This is a genomic window from Kitasatospora sp. NPDC051853 (assembly GCF_044452665.1).
Classification (GTDB): domain Bacteria; phylum Actinomycetota; class Actinomycetes; order Streptomycetales; family Streptomycetaceae; genus Kitasatospora.
In genome coordinates this window covers 198375-213872 of sequence record NZ_JBITBY010000008.1, presented here as the reverse complement: position 1 = coordinate 213872, position 15498 = coordinate 198375, and the positions used below count along the sequence as shown (strand labels likewise).

The window sequence follows — 15498 nt, the reverse complement described above, 5'->3', positions numbered from 1 at the left end:
TTGCGCCATGCCAACTCCCCGCCGTTCCCCGGAGGCTCCTCAAGTGCTGCGCAAACACTGGGCCCTGCTCACCGCCGCCACCACCCTGCCGCTCGCCCTCACCACCTCGGTCGGCGTCGCCGACGCCGCCCCCGCGGCCCCCGCCGCCGCGAGCTGCACCTACACCCCGGCCGTGCCCGCCGACAACTTCAAGGGCATCCCGGTCTTCGACGCCAAGAAGGCGGCCCAGCCCTACAGTGCCGTGCTGAAGACCACTCAGGGCACCATCACCTTCCAGGCCCTGACCGACAAGGCACCCTGCACCACCTTCTCGTTCCGCTTCCTCGCCGAGCGCGACTACTTCGACAAGAGCCACTGCCACCGGCTCACCACCGAGCGGATCTTCGTCCTCCAGTGCGGCGACCCGACCGGCACCGGCAGCGGCGGCCCCGGCTACTCCTTCCCCGACGAGAACCTCACCGGCGCCACCTACCCCGCCGGCACCGTCGCGATGGCCAACGCCGGCCCCAACACCAACGGCAGCCAGTTCTTCTTCACCTGGAAGGACACCAAGCTCTCCCCCGCCTACACCCCCTTCGGCCGCGTCACCGCCGGCCTCGACGTCCTCCAGAAGATCGCCGCCGCCGGCTCCGACTCCCAGAACAACCCCGGCGACGGCTACCCGAACCTGGTCCCCACCTTCAAGAACGTCAAGATCACCAAGCGCTGACGCCACGTCGGCCCGCGGCACGGGCGTAACACGCCGCGTTACGCCCGTGCCACGGCCAAGCAGCGCTTCTCCGTCTCCCTCGACGAAGAGCACGCGGCACAGATCCGGACCACCGCCGAGCACCACGGCCCGGGAACGCACGACGCCCCCGGCGCTCCTGGATGCGGAGGCCGGGGGCGTCGGGGCGGGTCAGGCGTTGGGGGCCACCTTGGCGAGGCCGTTGATGATGCGGTCCATGGCGTCGCCGCCCTGGGGGTCGGTGAGGTTGGCGAGCATCTTGAGGACGAACTTCATCAGGACCGGGTGGGTGAGGCCGCGCTGGGTGGCGAGCTGCATCACCTTGGGGTTGCCGATGAGCTTCACGAAGCCGCGGCCGAGGGTGTAGTAGCCGCCGTAGACGTCCTTGAGGATGCGCGGGTAGGCCTGGAGGGCGCGCTCGCGGCCCTCGGGGGTGATCCGGGCGTGGGCCTGGACGATGACGCCGGCCGCGATCTGGCCGGACTCCATCGCGTAGGCGATGCCCTCGCCGTTGAAGGGGTTGACCATGCCGCCGGCGTCGCCGACCAGCAGCAGGCCCCGGGTGTAGTGGGGCTGGCGGTTGAAGGCCATCGGGAGGGCGGCGCCGCGGATCGGGTCGGTCATGTTCTCGGGGGTGTAGCCCCACTCGGCGGGCATGCCGGCGCACCAGGCCTTGAGCACCTCGCGCCAGTCCAGCTCCCCGAACGCGGGCGAGGAGTTGAGGATGCCGAGGCCGACGTTGGAGGTGCCGTCGCCCATGCCGAAGACCCAGCCGTAGCCGGGCAGCAGCTTCTTCTCGCCGCCGCGGGTGTCCCAGAGCTCCAGCCAGGACTCCAGGTAGTCGTCGTCGTGCCGGGGCGAGGTGAAGTAGGTGCGGTAGGCGACGCCCATCGGGCGGTCCTCGCGGCGGTGCAGGCCCATGGCGAGGGAGAGCCGGGTGGAGTTGCCGTCGGCCGCGACCACCAGCGGGGCGCGGAACACCACCGGGCGCTTGTCGTCGCCCAACTTGGCGGTGACGCCGGTGATCCGGCCGCTGCGGTCGTCCAGCACCGGGCCGGTCACGTTGCACTTCTCGTACAGCCGGGCGCCGGCCTTCTGGGCCTGACGGGCCAGCAGTTCGTCGAAGTCGGCGCGCTTGCGGACCAGCCCGTAGTCCGGGTACGCGGACAGCTCCGGCCAGTCCAGCTCCAGCCGGACGCCGCCGCCGATGATCCGCAGGCCCTTGTTGTGCAGCCAGCCGTTGGAGGTGGAGACGTCGATGCCCATGTCCACCAACTGCTTGGTGGCGCGCGGGGTCAGGCCGTCGCCGCAGACCTTCTCGCGCGGGAACTCGGTCTTCTCCAGCAGCAGCACGTCCAGCCCGGCCTGGGCCAGGTAGTACGCGGTGGTGGCCCCGGCCGGGCCGGCCCCGACCACGATCACGTCGGCGGTGCTCTCCACCGTCTCGCTGGACTCGCTGCTCAGGTCAACTGCGGTGTCGGACACGGCTGGGCACACTCCACTACGTCAGGCTGCGGGCTCGGTCGAGTCTAGTCAGCGCTTATGCCTTGAATCCCCGGTGCAGCGCGACGATGCCGCCGGTGAGGTTGCGCCAGGCGACCCGCTGCCAGCCGGCCTGCTGCAGGCGGGTGGCCAGGGCGGGCTGGTCCGGCCAGGAGCGGATGGACTCGGCGAGGTAGACGTAGGCGTCCGGGTTGGAGCTGACGGCGGTGGCGACCGGCGGCAGCGCGCGCATCAGGTACTCGGTGTAGACGGTCCGGAACGGCGTCCAGGTGGGGGTGGAGAACTCGCAGATGACCACCTTGCCGCCGGGCTTGGTGACCCGGTACAGCTCGCGCAGCGCGGCGTCGGTGTCCTGCACGTTGCGCAGGGCGAAGGAGATGGTGGTGGCGTCGAAGCTGTCGTCGGCGAACGGCAGCTTGGTGGCGTCGCCGGCGGTCAGCGCCAGCTCGGGGTGGCGCTTCTTGCCCTCGCCCAGCATCCCGGTGGAGAAGTCGCAGGGCACGACCTCGGCCCCGGCCTCGACGAAGGGCAGCGAGGAGGTCCCGGTGCCGGCCCCCAGGTCGAGCACCCGCTGCCCGGGCTCGGCCCCCACCGCCTCGGCCACCGCGCGGCGCCAGGCCCGCGCCTGGCCGAGGGAGAGCACGTCGTTCGTACGGTCGTACTTCGCGGCGACGTCGTCGAACATCGCGGCGACTTCGTGCGGCTGCTTGTCCAGGGAGGCTCGGGTCACGACCCCATTGTTCACCACCGGCCCGCGGACCCGGGAGGAGGTGGGGCGGCAGGGCGGCGGAGGCGGCCCGGAAGGCGTCTGGCGGCGGGTCAGCGCAGGGCGCGGCGGCCGGACTTGCGGCGGCGCCGGGAGCGCTTGCCGTGGCTGATCGCGGGCATCCCGGCCCCGAAGGACTCGGAGGCGAAGGCGACCGTGGTGCGCGGCCGGCTGCGCCGCGCCCCGCCGGCGCCCCGGCGGTGCAGCCAGATCCGGTAGCAGCTGAAGGCGAGCAGCAGCAGCGCGACCGGGACGCTGACCCGGGCCAGCCCGACCCCGGCCGGCTGCGGGTAGCGCTTGCCGCAGGCCCGCACCGCGCCCGGGTCGTCGCCCGCGTACTCCAGGCAGATCCGGTCGCCGACCCGGGACTCCTCGGGGAGCCAGAGGTCGGTGGCGGTCAGGGTGCGGCCCTGGGCCGGGTAGTTGACGGAGCTGTAGGTGCCGGTGCCGGCGGCGAGCTGGGTGACGGTGCCCTGCACCTTCACCGGGTCCGCGTTGATCCGGTCCGCCTGGTCGGCCTGGCGCCAGCCGAGCAGGCACATGCCGACCGCGAGCACCGCACTGAGCACGGCGGCGAGGTACCAGCCTCGACCGAGGCGCGCGGTGCTCGGGCGGGAAGCGGTCGGGGGTCGCATGGTTCCTGTCGGGGCTTGCCGGGCCGGGCTGGGGACCACCCGGTGCTCAGGATGGTAACCGCTGACGGTCCCTCCGGTCACGACGAGGGACCATCAGTTCACGTGAGCGAAGCGGGGGTTAGTGCGGTTATGTCCAGTTGACGCCCCGTCGGACGGGGCCCCACCTGACGGAGTCCGGCCGACCCGGTGGCACACCGCTGGACGCCGCTCAGCGGCGGCGGTAGAGCAGCCGCCCGCCCAGCACGGTGGCCAGGCAGGCCGCCCCGCCGCGCTCCAGCTCCGTGACGGACGACACGTCGAAGACCGCGAAGTCGGCCGCCCCGCCGGCCGTCAGCGGACGGTGCGCCGCCCGGGCGAGCGGACGGTCCGTCAGCGGGTCCAGCCCGCCCCGGCCGCCGTCGCCCGGCACCGCGTGCAGCCCCGAACGGGCCACCGCGGTCCGTACCGCGGGCAGCGCGAACGGACCGGCCACCGCCGTCACCCCGTGCGCCAGCAGCCGCTGCAGCCCCAGCCGGGCGCTCGGCCCGCGCCGCTCCGGCGCGACCTCCGGCAACTCCAGCGGCTCGCTGCCCAGCCCCTCCCGCGGGTCCGGGTGGTACGCGGTCTCCAGCAGCCAGGCACCGTACGGGTTGAGCAGACCGGGCGTCAGCAGCCCGCCCCAGTCCCGCTCCCGGGCGCCCTCGCGGTCCAGCGCCGCGTACGGGCCGAACGCCAGCACGGTGCCGCCGTCGACCAGCACCGCCCCGTCGGGGACCGGCGGGGCGGTGGGGTCGGACAGCAGGAGGGCCGCCCGGTGCAGGGTGCGCATCAGGTTCCGACCCCGGATCAGGTGGTGGAGAGGATCTTCAGCTCGGGGTGCGCGGTGCCGCCCTCGATCGCGGTGGAGGCGATGTGCGAGGCCACCCGCGGGTCGACCGGGTCGTTCGCCGGGTCGTCCAGCACCCGCAGGTGCTGGTAGGTGGTGGAGCGCTGCGCCGGGGTGCGGTCGGCGGCCCGGATCAGGTGGATCAGCTCGGTCAGGTTCGACCGGTGCTTGGCCCCGGCGGCCGAGACCACGTTCTCCTCCAGCATCACCGAGCCGAGGTCGTCGGCCCCGTAGTGCAGCGAGAGCTGGCCGGCCTCCTTGCCGGTGGTGAGCCAGGAGCCCTGGATGTGCGCCACGTTGTCGAGGAACAGGCGGGCGATCGAGATCATCCGCAGGTACTCGAAGACGGTGGCCTGGGTCCGGCCCTTGAGGTGGTTGTTCTGCGGCTGGTAGGTGTACGGGATGAACGCCCGGAAGCCGCCGGTGCGGTCCTGCACCTCGCGGATCATCCGCAGGTGCTCGATCCGCTCCGCGTTGGTCTCGCCGGTGCCCATCAGCATGGTGGAGGTGGACTCCACGCCCAGGCCGTGCGCGGCCTCCATGATCTCCAGCCAGCGCTCGCCGGACTCCTTCAGCGGGGCGATCGCCTTGCGCGGCCGCTCCGGCAGCAGCTCGGCGCCGGCCCCCGCGAAGGAGTCCAGGCCGGCCTGGTGGATCCGAGTGATGGCCTCCTCGATCGAGACCTTGGAGATCCGCGCCATGTGCTCGACCTCGGAGGCCCCGAGGGAGTGGATCACCAGCTGCGGGAAGTCCTTCTTGATCGCGGCGAACGCGGTCTCGTAGTACTCCACCCCGTAGTCCGGGTGGTGGCCGCCCTGGAACATCACCTGGGTGCCGCCCAGTTCGACGGTCTCGGCGCAGCGGCGGAGGATCTCGTCGAGGTCGCGGGACCAGCCCTTGTCGCTCTTCGGCGCCACGTAGAAGGCGCAGAACTTGCAGGCCGTCACGCAGACGTTGGTGTAGTTGATGTTCCGCTCGATGATGTACGTCGCGATGTGCTCGGTACCCGCGTAGCGGCGGCGGCGGACGGTGTCGGCGGCGGAGCCGAGGGCGTGCAGCGGGGCCGACCGGTAGAGGTCGAGCGCCTCTTCCGGGGTGATCCGGCCACCGGCCGCCGCACGGTCGAGGACGGCCTGCAGGTCAGTGGCGGAAAGGTTCTGCTCGGACACCTTTGCTGGCCCTTCTTTTCTCCGACGTCGGACCGGCCTAGCCTACGCCAGGGCGTGCACGACCTCGGGGGCGCGGGTTGGTGGTCACCCCGGGGGCGCGAGGAACTGCGCGAGGCGGAAGGCGGCCCACCGGCAACTGAACCGCCGTCAGCCAGTTGCACGTGCTGCCGTTCCCCTGCGCGCCCCGCGGCGGAGCCGCAGATCGCAGAGCCTCGCGCCCCTGCGGGGCGCTCCCGAACGGGCGTCAGACGGGCTGCAGGAGCGTCACCTGGACGTCCGGGGCGAAGCCGGAGTCGTGGCCGGTGCGGCGGGCGAACTCGGCGATGCCGGCCAGCTGGCGCTCGCCCAGGGAGAAGTCGAGGGCCTCGGTGAAGTACCGCTCCAGCAGCGGGGCGTCGAACTCCTCCCACCGCGCCGCCTGTTCGGCGACCAGCGGGGCCTCCGTCAGCGAGAGGTCCCGCGACTCCAGGAAGGCGCGGTGCACGGCGGCCACCACCTCGGGGTGGCTCTCGGCGTACTCCCGCCGCGCGGCCCAGACCGCGAAGACGAACGGCAGCCCCGTCCAGTCCTTCCACATCTCGCCGAGGTCGTGCACCGCCAGCCCCTGCCGCGGCGCCTGCTCCAGCGAGGCCCGCAGCGCCGGGTCCCCGATGAGCACGGCGGCGTCCGCGTCGGCGAGCATCAGCTCCAGGTCCGGCGGGCTGGAGAAGTACTCGGGCCGGACTCCCTCGCGCTCCTCCAGCAGCAGCCGGGCCAGCCGCACCGAGGTCCGCGAGGTGGAGCCGAGCGCGACGCGCTTGCCGTCCAGCTCGTGCAGCGGAAGCTTGCTGACGATCACGCAGGACATCACCGGCCCGTCGCTGCCGACTGCGATGTCGGGGAGCACGACCAGCCGGTCGGCGTGCCGCAGGTACTCCACGCAGGTGATCGGGCCGATGTCGAGAGCTCCGTTCACCAACTGGTCACTCAGCTTCTCGGGGGTGTCCTTGCTGAGGTCGAGGTCGAGCAGGTTGCCGGTTCTGGCCAGACCCCAGTAGAGGGGAAGACAGTTGAGGAACTGGATATGTCCCACTCGGGGCCTTACCGCGACGGTCACGTTGATCCTTCCGAGCTGCCCGTTTGAAGCACTGTTCGCAGGGTATGCCTGCCCGGCTCGGCACCGGTCACCGGGCACCCACGACACACACGCGACACACACCTGACGTGGCTTTGGTCACCCCTGGTCGGGGCCGCCTCTGCGTGCTACCGTTCCACTCAGTTGCAGTTTGATTCCCCTTGCAGTACTTGAAGCCTGCGGAGCATGTAACCGCGGGCTTTTTGTAGTTTTTCAGCTTTATCGAAAAACTCCGGACCCACTCCGGAGGCGGGGCGATCAGCGCAGCGGACCGGATGCCACACGGTGTGGTCTCCGAAACGTCCCTCGCAAGGAGAACGGCATGGCTCAGGGAACCGTCAAGTGGTTCAACGCTGAGAAGGGCTTCGGCTTCATCGCCCAGGATGGCGGCGGCCCCGACGTCTTCGTCCACTACTCCGCCATCAACGCGAACGGTTTCCGCTCGCTGGAGGAGAACCAGGCGGTCTCGTTCGACGTCACCCAGGGCCCGAAGGGCCCGCAGGCGGAGAACGTCACCGCTATCTGATTCATCCTCCCGATGATCTGATCGCTCTGGACCCCTGCTGGGTCCGGCGACGGCCCGACGGGTCGTCAGCAAGAGCATGACGAGCAGTACCAAGGGGGCCCACCGAGTCTTCGGACCCGGGCGGGCCCCCTGCCTTTTCCCGACGTGGCCTCAGGACCGGGCGAACGGCGCTCCGGTGGCCAGCCCGCGCAGCACCAGGACCGCAGACTCCCCCAGGAAGCTGACCCCGAGGCCGAGTTCGGTCGGCCGGGCCTCGTGGTGCAGGCCGAGGCGGGTGGCGAGCAGGCCGTAGCCGGCCATCGCGGCGGCGGAGAGCAGCAGCACCGCGAAGGTGCGGACGGTGTAGTGCTGGTGGAGCACCCCGTCCCTGACCGAGAGCCGGACGGTGGTGCCGCGCACGGCGCCGGAGCCGAGGCCGAGCAGCAGGCCCGGGACGGCCAGGACGTAGTCGGTGCCGGTCAGACCCTCGGCGCGGAGCAGCGAGGAGAGGCCGAGCACGGTCAGGACCACCGGCACCGCCACCAGCCCCCGCAGGTCGAGCGGTTCGCCGCGCACCCGCCGCACCGCCACGACCACCACTCCGGCGAGCACCAGCACCGCCACCGGCCAACCGTTCACGTCGCCCCCCATCGTTTCGTAGCACGGCCGTGCTACGAAAAGTGAATGTAGCCCACCCGTGCTATAACGGCAACATGCCCAAGATCGTGGACCCGGACGAGCGCCGCGCCGCCGTCGCCGCAGCCGTCCTGCGGGTCGCCGCCCGGGACGGGCTGGCCGCCGCCTCGCTGCGCAACGTCGCCGAGGAGGCCGGGCTGGCGATCGGCTCCGTCCGGCACTACTTCGCCGACCACGACGAGCTGATCCTGTTCACCATGCGGGAGTTGGTCGCCCGGATCGACACCCGGGTCACCGCCGCCGTCCGCCGCCTGCTGGCCGAGACGGACGGGGACCACCGGCAGCGCGCCGTGGCCCTGCTGGAGGAGTTCCTCCCGCTGGACGCCACCCGCCGCGAGGAGGCCGAACTCTGGCTGGCCTTCACCACCGCCGGCCACACCAGGCCCGCACTCCGCCCCTACGCCCGCAAGCTCCAGGACTCCCTGCGCACCGTCCTGGCCAAGCTCCTCACCGGCGCCGTCACCTCGGGCGCCCTCCCCGCCGACCTGGACGTCCCGCTGGAGGCCCACCGCCTCTCCGCCCTCCTCGACGGCCTCACCTTCCAGGCCGTCCTGGAGCCGGACCGGGTCACCCCCGCCCTGATGCGGCGCGTCCTGCGCGCCCACCTGCGCTTCAGCTGACCGCCCGCCGACGGCCGACCGGCGGCAACAGCGCGACGGCCCGCCTCCCCGGTGGGGAGACGGGCCGTCAGGCGATGGAGCGTCAGGCCGCGACGGCGACCTTCCCGCCGCGCGGGGCGTCCTCGGTGAGCAGGTCACCGGTGGGGTTGTTGTAGGCGGTGAGGTCGAGGGTCTTCTCGCGGGCGGAGACCAGGATCGGGACGACCGACTGCCCGGCCACGTTGGTGGCGGTGCGGATCATGTCGAGGATCGGGTCGATGGCCAGCAGCAGGCCGACGCCCTCCAGCGGGAGGCCCAGGGTGGAGAGGGTGAGGGTCAGCATCACGATCGCGCCGGTGAGGCCGGCGGTGGCCGCGGAGCCGATGACCGAGACGAAGGCGATCAGCAGGTAGTCGCCGATGCCGAGGTCGATGCCGTAGACCTGGGCGACGAAGATCGCGGCCAGCGACGGGTAGATCGAGGCGCAGCCGTCCATCTTGGTGGTGGCGCCGAACGGGACCGCGAAGGAGGCGTACTCGCTCGGGACGCCGAGCCGCTCGGTGACCCGGCGGGTGACCGGCAGGGTGCCGACGGAGGAGCGGGAGACGAAGGCCAGCTGGATCGCGGGCCAGGCGCCGCGGAAGAAGTTGACCGGGTTGAGGCCGGCGGCGAAGCGCAGCAGCAGCGAGTAGACGCCGAACAGGACGATCGCGCAGCCGACGTAGATGTCGATGGTCAGCGTGGCGAACGGGCCGAGCAGGTCCCAGCCGTACTTGGCGACGGACTTGCCGATCAGGCCGAGGGTGCCGAGCGGGGCGAGCCGGATGACCCACCACAGGGCGGTCTGGGTGAGGTCGAGGACGGACTCGCTGAGCTTGCGGACCGGCTCGGCCTTCTCGCCGATCTTCAGGATGGCGGCGCCGACCACCACGCCGAGGAAGACGATCTGGAGGACGTTCACCTCCAGGAAGGCGTCGGCGATGTTGGTCGGGACGATGCCGGTCAGGAAGTCGACCCAAGTACCCGCGTCCTTGGGGGCCTTGAGGCCCTCGGTGGAGAGCGAGGCGCCCTTGCCCGGGTCGGTGAGCAGGCCGAGGCCGAGACCGACGCCGACCGCGATCAGCGAGGTGATCAGGAACCAGAGCAGGGTGCGGCCGGCCAGCCGGGCGGCGTTGGTGACGTTGCGCAGGTTGGCGACCGAGACCACGATCGCGGTGAAGACCAGCGGCGGGACGGCCAGCTTGAGCAGCTGGACGAAGGTCTTGCCGATGGTGTCCAGGGTGGTGGTCAGCCAGGAGACGTCCTGGACCCGGGCGACGTAGCCCAGGAGGAGGCCGAGGACCAGGCCGCCGACGATCTGCACCCAGAACGGGGTCTGACGGACCTTCTGCAGGAAGGAGGGCGCGGGGGCTGCTGTGGACATGGCGATGCGGCTCCGAGGGGAGTGGGTGAGGAGGGCGACCTGGGGAGGGACGGGCGACACGGCTGTACGGAGCGGGGAGGAGCTCAGGCGCGACGTGCCGCCGGGATACAGCTGACGCAGCGACAGCCGTTGTCCACAGCGGTGTTCAGGCACACGGAGGGCGCGAGCGGGGTGCTCGCGTCACGCATCCGGAAGGCGCCTGGGGTGGTCATGGTCAGTACAGTAGCAACAAACCTTTGAGATGTTCAAAGTACTACTTTCAAATGTGACCACGAACCACCCCGGGACGGTCAGGTCCGTTCGTCCTACTTCCCCAGGCGGGCCTGGGTCATCGCCTTGGCCACCGGCCCGGCCAGCCCGCCGCCGGTGATCTCGTCCCGGTCCTTGGAGCCGTTGAGCACCACGGCCGCGGTGGCGATCTTCCGGCCCTTGCCGTCCTCCGCGTAGGAGGTGAACCAGGCGTACGGGATGCCGGAGTTGTCCACGCCGTTCTGCGCGGTGCCGGTCTTGCCGCCGACGGTGAGCCCGGGGATCCGGGCCGCCTTCCCGGTGCCGTCGGTGACCACCGAGACCATCGCCGAGCGCAGCTGCCCGGCGGTCCGCGCGCTCATCGCCTGCGACTGCCGCTCGGGGTCGAACTGCTGGACGGTGCGGCCGGAGTGGTCGGTCAGCCGGTCCACCTCGAAGGGCTTCATCAGCACCCCGTCGTTGGCGATCGCCGCCGAGACCATCGCCATCTGCAGCGGGGTGGCCGTCACCGAGAACTGCCCGATGCCGGTGAGCGCCACCTGCGAGGGCTCCATCCCCGACGGGTAGACGCTGGTGGCCGCCCGCACCGGGACGTCCTGCTTGGTCAGGTTGAAGCCCAACTTCTGTGCCTGGTCGGTGAGTTTGGCCTCACCCAGGTCGGCCGCGGCCTTGGCGAAGACGTTGTTGCAGGAGTACTCCAGGGCCGTCCGCAGGGTGGCGTTCAGACAGGGCGCGGAGGCGTTCTCGTTGGTGAGCACGGTGCGGGTGTTCGGCAGGGTGTACGGGTTGGGACTGTCGGTCGGGGTGTCCACGTCCTTGTACAGGCCGTTCTCCAGCGCGGCCGCGGCCACCACCAGCTTGAAGGTGGAGCCGGGGGCCAGCGTGGTGCGCAGCGCGCCGTTGACCATCGCCCGGCCCTGGTCGGCGCCGAGCCGCTGCCACTCCTGCCCGGCCGCCCGGTCGCGGCCGGTGATCCCCGACGGGTCGTAGGACGGGGTGGAGACCAGCGCCAGGATGTGGCCGGTGGCCGGGTCGATCGCCACCGCCGCGCCCTGCTTGCCGCCGAGCGCGTCCCAGGCGGCCTTCTGCACCGCCGGGTCGATGGTGGTGACCACGTCGCCGCCGGCCGGACGGGTCCGGGTCAGCTGGTCGGTGACCCGGTCGACCGGGCCGGCCAGCCGGGGGTCGGAGCCGTCGAGCAGGTCGGCGTAGAGGTTCTCCAGCTGGTTGCTGCCGTAGGCCTGGGAGGTGTAGCCGGTGACGGGGGCGTAGAGCGGGCCGTCCGCATAGCTGCGCTTGTAGGCCAGCGAGCCCTCGGTGGCGGTGGAGCCGGTGACGGGCTGCCCGCCGACCAGGATGTTGCCGAGCGGCTGGGAGTAGCGGTCGATGGCGAGCCGCGCGTTGGCCGGATTGTTGGTGTACTCGTCGGCCTTGGCCACCGCGAGCCAGGTGGCGCGGCCCATCAGGGCCAGCACCAGCAGCAGGCAGAACAGCGAGGCCCGGCGCAGCGGGGTGGCCATGGCGTCTCGACTCGCGCTCTTCTTCATCCGTTCCGTCCCGCCGCCGGGCCACGGCTTCCCTTCCGTGCGGCGGCTGGTCGCGGCCGGTGTCCCTGGCGGCCTGGTGCGTCATCAGCTGTCGGTCTGTCAGACGACGAACGATCGGCCCCGGTTCCCGGCCGTGGCCCGGAGCGAGATTGACCCCGGTCTGGTTATACGTATAACTTAAGGGCTTGCCACCCCCTGCTCACGCCTGCCCCGGGAGACCGAATCCGATGGGCTACCTCGCCCTGCTCCGCGCCCCCCACGTCACCCGTCTCCTGGGCGGCACCCTGCTCGGCCGCCTCCCCGCCGGGATGACCGCCCTGGTGATCGCCCTCGCCCTGCGCGAGGCCGGCACCCCCTACAGCCGGATCGGACTGGCCACCGCCGCCTACGCCATCGCCGCCGCGATCGGCGGCCCGGTACTCGGGCGGATCGTGGACCGGACCGGACAGCCCCGGGTGCTGCTCGCCTCCGCCGTGGTGGCCGGCGGCGGGTACGCACTGCTCGCCCTGGCCCCCGGCTCGGCCTGGGCCGCCCCCCTCGGAGCCGCGGTGGCCGGGCTGGCCATGCCGCCGCTGGAGCCCTGCCTGCGCTCGCTCTGGCCCGAGGTGGTGACGGAGGAACAGCTCGACACCGCCTACGCCTTCGACTCCGCCACCCAGCAACTCCTCTACGTGGCAGGCCCGTTGGCCGTCGCCGGGATCGCCGCCGGCGCCTCCCCCACCGTCGCCCTGTGGACCGCCGCCGGGCTCGGACTGCTCGGCGCCCTGGTCGTCGCCACCTCCGCCCCGTCCCGCGCCTGGCGCGCCCCCGCCCGGCACGCCTCCTCCGGCCTGCTCGGCCCGCTGCGCTCGCCCGGCCTCGTCCTCCTCCTGCTCGGCCTGGCCGGAGCCGGCTGGGCGGTCGGCGCGCAGAACGTCCTCTTCATCGCCTACGCCGAACAGCACCCCGACGGGCTCCCCGGCGGCGCCGGGACCCTGCTGGCGCTCGCCGCCCTCGGCGGACTGGTCGGGGCACTCGGCTACGGCGCCGTGAAGTGGCGCAGCACCACCGCGACCCGCACCTGGGTGATCGCCCTGGCCATGGCCGCCTCCTACCTGCCGCTGCTCCTCCTCCCCTCCCCCGGGCCGATGGCCGCCCTGGCCCTGCTCTCCGGGGTCGGGCTGGCCCCGCTGCTGGCGGCCGCCTTCGTGCTCATCGCCGAGCTGGCGCCGACCGGGACGGTGACGGAGGCCTTCGCCTGGCTGATCACGCTGTTCGCCACCGGCAACGCAGCGGGCTACGCCGTCTCCGGCGCCCTGGCCGAATCCACCCTCCCCGGCGTCGCCCTCTGCGCGGCCGGCGGCATCGCCCTCGGCGGCCTCCTCCTGCTGGGCGCCCGCCGGCTCTTCCACCCGATGCCGACGCCCGCTCCCCTCGTCGCGGCGGCGTAGCGGGGGAACGGCAGCACGATCGACCGGCGGGCGAAAGTGGTTACACCAGGGGCGCGAGGAACTGCGCACAGTGGAAAGGCAGCACCGGCAACTGACTGACGGCGGTTCAGTTGCAGATGAGCCGCCTTCCGACTCGCGCAGTTCCTCGCGCCCCCGGTGTAACCACGTACGTCCTCGCGCCCCCGGGGCGACCGCGTAACGTCCCCGCGCCCCTGGTGTAACCACGTACGTCCTTGCACCCCCGGGATGGCCACGTAGCGGAGCGGTCAGGTGGCCGGTCGGGTGGAGCTGCGGTGGACCAGGCGGGTGGCCAGCGGTGGCACGGGCCCGGCGGGCTCGCCGCGCAGCAGTGCGGCCAGCGCGGCCGCCCCGGCCCGGCCCAGCTCTTCGCCGGGCAGGTCGACGGTGGTGAGCGGCGGGGCCAGCAGGTCGGCCACCGGGATGTTGTCCATGCCGACCACCGAGACGTCGTCCGGGATCCGCAGGCCCAGCTCGGCCGCGGCCTGGTAGAGCCCGGAGGCCACCACGTCGTCGTCGCAGACCACCGCGTGCGGCCGGTCCGGCCTGGACAGCAGCTCCCGCGCCACCTCCCGGGCGGCCCGCTGACCGTCGTTCAGGGTGACGCCCAGCTCGATGACTTCGAGGCCGCGGGCGGCCCGCTCGAAGGCGGCCTGCCGGAGCCGGAAGGTGTACGCGGAGTGGGTCGAGCGCAGGTGGCCGATCCGGCGGTGGCCGAGCCCGGCCAGGTGCTCCACGGCCGCCCGCATGCCGCCCGCCACGTCCAGTTCCACGGTCGGCCGGGTGCGGCCGGTCTCCGGATCGGCCAGCGCCGGGTCGGCGTCCAGGAAGACCACGGGGGTGTCGGGGGGCAGTGCGCCCAGCTGGCTGTCGTCGGGGGAGCAGACCAGCAGGCCGTCGAAGCGGCCGGTGGTGGCGGCCTCGGCCAGCGTCGCGCTCCCCCAGCCCGAGCTGACCACCACGGCCAGCCCGTGCCGCCCGGCCTCCTCGTGCACCCCGACCAGCACCCGGCCGAAGAACGGCCCGAGCATGTTCGGCACCGCCAGCAGGATCATCCCGCTGCGGCCCAGCCGGAGCTGACGGCCCGCCGCCTGCGGCCGGTAGCCCAGTTCCCGGGCCGCCTCGCGGACCCGCTCCCGGGTCGCCGGGGAGACCCGCTGGCCCGCCTCCGAGCCGGAGAACACCAGCGAGACGGTGGCCTGCGACACCCCGGCCAGCCGGGCCACGTCCCGCCCGGTCGGACGGCGCGGCGCTGCGGCGGGCTCGGGGGTGGTCATCGGGCGGACGGGAGCGGTCAGTTGGCGGTGGTGGTGCGGGCCGCCTCGGCGGCGCGGGCCGCGTCGTCGGCCGCGTCCTCCTGGGCCGCGACGGCGGCCGAACGGGCCCGGCGGGCGGCGACCTTGTCGGCCAGCTGCGCCGACATCGCGTCCCGCTGCTTGCTGAGCAGGACGTAGCTGAGCGGCGCCGAGACCACACCGGCGATCAGCACCAGGAAGACCACGCCGGTGTTGCCGGTCACCGGGATGATCCCGTAGTGGCCGAGCACCAGGGAGATCAGCAGGCAGGACAGGAAGATGCTGATCCGCATCGAGGTGTAGCGGAGCGTGGCGTGCTTCTGGCTGCTCACGGTGGTGTCCTTCACGGCGGGGGTACGGCTGGCACGGCAGTCCAGTGAAACACGACCCGACGCCCCGGAAGCGCCAGGGTCCCGTGGTGACCTTCGTTCAGGCGAGCGGGAGCCACATGGTGACGTCGTCGCGGTCGTCCCCGGGCGCGACCCGGATCGCCCCGGGCACCCGGCCGACCTCGGTGTAGCCGCAGCTCCCGTAGAACCGCTCCAGCCCGTGCCCGCCGCGCAGGGTCAGCCGAAGGCCCGTCAGACCCCAGCCGGTGGCCACCCGGGCCGCCTCAGCGAGCAGTTCGGCCCCGTAGCCGCGCCCCTGGAAGTCCGGGTGCACCATGACGCGCTTGAGCATCCTCCAGTGCTCCATGAGGTCGAAGCGCATCGACTCGAAGAACAGCATCGCGGCCAGCCGTCCGGTCTCCGGCTCGCGGCCGGTCAGCAGCACGTCCGGCTGGCCCGGGCCGGTGCCGCCGAACTGCTTCTCGGCGGTGACCCAGACCTGGTCCTCCGTCACTGGGGCGACGAAGCCGACCGCGCCGCCCGCGTTGGTGACGTCCGTCCAGAGCGTGATGATCTCGGCGCGCAGCTCGGGCGTCAGCTCGGGGGCCAGGGTGAAGGAGAGGGTCAT

16 protein-coding genes are annotated in these 15498 nt (G+C 72.4%); 4 read left to right on the top strand and 12 right to left on the bottom strand.

The window, feature by feature from the left end:
• Nucleotides 1-43: 43 nt before the first annotated feature.
• The gene (locus tag ACIA8O_RS23665) at nucleotides 44-709 is read left to right on the top strand and encodes a peptidylprolyl isomerase (RefSeq protein WP_396295928.1); all 666 of its coding nucleotides are present in this window, start codon (nucleotides 44-46) and stop codon (nucleotides 707-709) included.
• Between the two features lie 189 nt (nucleotides 710-898).
• Here ACIA8O_RS23665 and ACIA8O_RS23660 read toward each other — a convergent pair whose 3' ends face one another.
• From ACIA8O_RS23660 to ACIA8O_RS23635, 6 genes are all read right to left on the bottom strand, one after another.
• Entirely contained in the window at nucleotides 899-2167 is a 1269-nt protein-coding gene (locus ACIA8O_RS23660; protein ID WP_396296144.1) for a geranylgeranyl reductase family protein, read from the bottom strand.
• A 100-nt stretch (nucleotides 2168-2267) separates the two neighbouring features.
• Nucleotides 2268-2960, bottom strand: a complete 693-nt coding sequence (locus ACIA8O_RS23655; protein ID WP_396295927.1) for a demethylmenaquinone methyltransferase — start codon at nucleotides 2958-2960, stop codon at nucleotides 2268-2270.
• Nucleotides 2961-3049: 89 nt separating this feature from the next.
• Nucleotides 3050-3631, bottom strand: coding sequence for a hypothetical protein (locus ACIA8O_RS23650; RefSeq protein ID WP_396295926.1), 582 nt, complete (start codon nucleotides 3629-3631; stop codon nucleotides 3050-3052).
• Between the two features lie 208 nt (nucleotides 3632-3839).
• The gene (locus ACIA8O_RS23645) at nucleotides 3840-4439 is read right to left on the bottom strand and encodes a hypothetical protein (RefSeq protein ID WP_396295925.1); all 600 of its coding nucleotides are present in this window, start codon (nucleotides 4437-4439) and stop codon (nucleotides 3840-3842) included.
• Nucleotides 4440-4456: 17 nt separating this feature from the next.
• Complete coding sequence (mqnC, locus tag ACIA8O_RS23640; RefSeq protein ID WP_396295924.1) at nucleotides 4457-5665, bottom strand: cyclic dehypoxanthinyl futalosine synthase; 1209 nt, start codon at nucleotides 5663-5665, stop codon at nucleotides 4457-4459.
• A 244-nt stretch (nucleotides 5666-5909) separates the two neighbouring features.
• Nucleotides 5910-6767 carry a menaquinone biosynthetic enzyme MqnA/MqnD family protein gene (locus ACIA8O_RS23635; protein WP_396296143.1) on the bottom strand — a complete coding sequence of 286 codons (858 nt, stop codon included), beginning with the start codon at nucleotides 6765-6767 and terminating at the stop codon, nucleotides 5910-5912.
• Between the two features lie 334 nt (nucleotides 6768-7101).
• On the opposite strand from ACIA8O_RS23635, the gene ACIA8O_RS23630 reads away from it, so the two are divergent.
• Complete coding sequence (locus tag ACIA8O_RS23630; protein ID WP_345283882.1) at nucleotides 7102-7305, top strand: cold-shock protein; 204 nt, start codon at nucleotides 7102-7104, stop codon at nucleotides 7303-7305.
• Nucleotides 7306-7455: 150 nt separating this feature from the next.
• Here ACIA8O_RS23630 and ACIA8O_RS23625 read toward each other — a convergent pair whose 3' ends face one another.
• Nucleotides 7456-7923, bottom strand: coding sequence for a DUF1453 domain-containing protein (locus tag ACIA8O_RS23625; protein ID WP_396295923.1), 468 nt, complete (start codon nucleotides 7921-7923; stop codon nucleotides 7456-7458).
• A gap of 74 nt (nucleotides 7924-7997) precedes the next feature.
• Between ACIA8O_RS23625 and ACIA8O_RS23620 the strand changes: the two genes are divergently transcribed.
• Complete coding sequence (locus ACIA8O_RS23620) at nucleotides 7998-8600, top strand: TetR/AcrR family transcriptional regulator (RefSeq protein WP_396295922.1); 603 nt, start codon at nucleotides 7998-8000, stop codon at nucleotides 8598-8600.
• Between the two features lie 82 nt (nucleotides 8601-8682).
• On the opposite strand, the gene ACIA8O_RS23615 is transcribed toward ACIA8O_RS23620, so the two are convergent.
• Together ACIA8O_RS23615 and ACIA8O_RS23610 are read right to left on the bottom strand one after the other, a co-directional pair.
• The gene (locus ACIA8O_RS23615; protein WP_396295921.1) at nucleotides 8683-10002 is read right to left on the bottom strand and encodes a dicarboxylate/amino acid:cation symporter; all 1320 of its coding nucleotides are present in this window, start codon (nucleotides 10000-10002) and stop codon (nucleotides 8683-8685) included.
• A gap of 305 nt (nucleotides 10003-10307) precedes the next feature.
• The gene (locus tag ACIA8O_RS23610; RefSeq protein WP_396296142.1) at nucleotides 10308-11771 is read right to left on the bottom strand and encodes a penicillin-binding transpeptidase domain-containing protein; all 1464 of its coding nucleotides are present in this window, start codon (nucleotides 11769-11771) and stop codon (nucleotides 10308-10310) included.
• Nucleotides 11772-12025: 254 nt separating this feature from the next.
• Between ACIA8O_RS23610 and ACIA8O_RS23605 the strand changes: the two genes are divergently transcribed.
• Nucleotides 12026-13228, top strand: a complete 1203-nt coding sequence (locus ACIA8O_RS23605; RefSeq protein WP_396295920.1) for an MFS transporter — start codon at nucleotides 12026-12028, stop codon at nucleotides 13226-13228.
• Between the two features lie 266 nt (nucleotides 13229-13494).
• Here ACIA8O_RS23605 and ACIA8O_RS23600 read toward each other — a convergent pair whose 3' ends face one another.
• The 3 genes from ACIA8O_RS23600 to ACIA8O_RS23590 all read right to left on the bottom strand — a co-directional run bounded on the left by ACIA8O_RS23600 (nucleotide 13495) and on the right by ACIA8O_RS23590 (nucleotide 15498).
• Entirely contained in the window at nucleotides 13495-14523 is a 1029-nt protein-coding gene (locus tag ACIA8O_RS23600) for a LacI family DNA-binding transcriptional regulator (protein WP_396295919.1), read from the bottom strand.
• A gap of 17 nt (nucleotides 14524-14540) precedes the next feature.
• The gene (locus tag ACIA8O_RS23595; protein WP_396295918.1) at nucleotides 14541-14873 is read right to left on the bottom strand and encodes a DUF4229 domain-containing protein; all 333 of its coding nucleotides are present in this window, start codon (nucleotides 14871-14873) and stop codon (nucleotides 14541-14543) included.
• Between the two features lie 97 nt (nucleotides 14874-14970).
• A complete protein-coding gene (locus ACIA8O_RS23590) occupies nucleotides 14971-15498 on the bottom strand; it encodes a GNAT family N-acetyltransferase (protein WP_396295917.1) in 528 nt (175 codons plus the stop codon).

Excerpts from the sequence above, each read along its gene's own strand:
- ACIA8O_RS23615 (WP_396295921.1), bottom strand. The coding sequence starts at position 10,002 with ATGTCCACAGCAGCCCCCGCGCCCTCCTTCCTGCAGAAGGTCCGTCAG.
- ACIA8O_RS23600 (WP_396295919.1), bottom strand. The coding sequence starts at position 14,523 with ATGACCACCCCCGAGCCCGCCGCAGCGCCGCGCCGTCCGACCGGGCGG.
- ACIA8O_RS23620 (WP_396295922.1), top strand. The coding sequence starts at position 7,998 with ATGCCCAAGATCGTGGACCCGGACGAGCGCCGCGCCGCCGTCGCCGCA.
- ACIA8O_RS23645 (WP_396295925.1), bottom strand. The coding sequence starts at position 4,439 with ATGCGCACCCTGCACCGGGCGGCCCTCCTGCTGTCCGACCCCACCGCC.
- ACIA8O_RS23630 (WP_345283882.1), top strand. The coding sequence starts at position 7,102 with ATGGCTCAGGGAACCGTCAAGTGGTTCAACGCTGAGAAGGGCTTCGGC.
- ACIA8O_RS23590 (WP_396295917.1), bottom strand. The coding sequence starts at position 15,498 with ATGACCCTCTCCTTCACCCTGGCCCCCGAGCTGACGCCCGAGCTGCGC.
- ACIA8O_RS23605 (WP_396295920.1), top strand. The coding sequence starts at position 12,026 with ATGGGCTACCTCGCCCTGCTCCGCGCCCCCCACGTCACCCGTCTCCTG.
- ACIA8O_RS23610 (WP_396296142.1), bottom strand. The coding sequence starts at position 11,771 with ATGGCCACCCCGCTGCGCCGGGCCTCGCTGTTCTGCCTGCTGCTGGTG.
- ACIA8O_RS23650 (WP_396295926.1), bottom strand. The coding sequence starts at position 3,631 with ATGCGACCCCCGACCGCTTCCCGCCCGAGCACCGCGCGCCTCGGTCGA.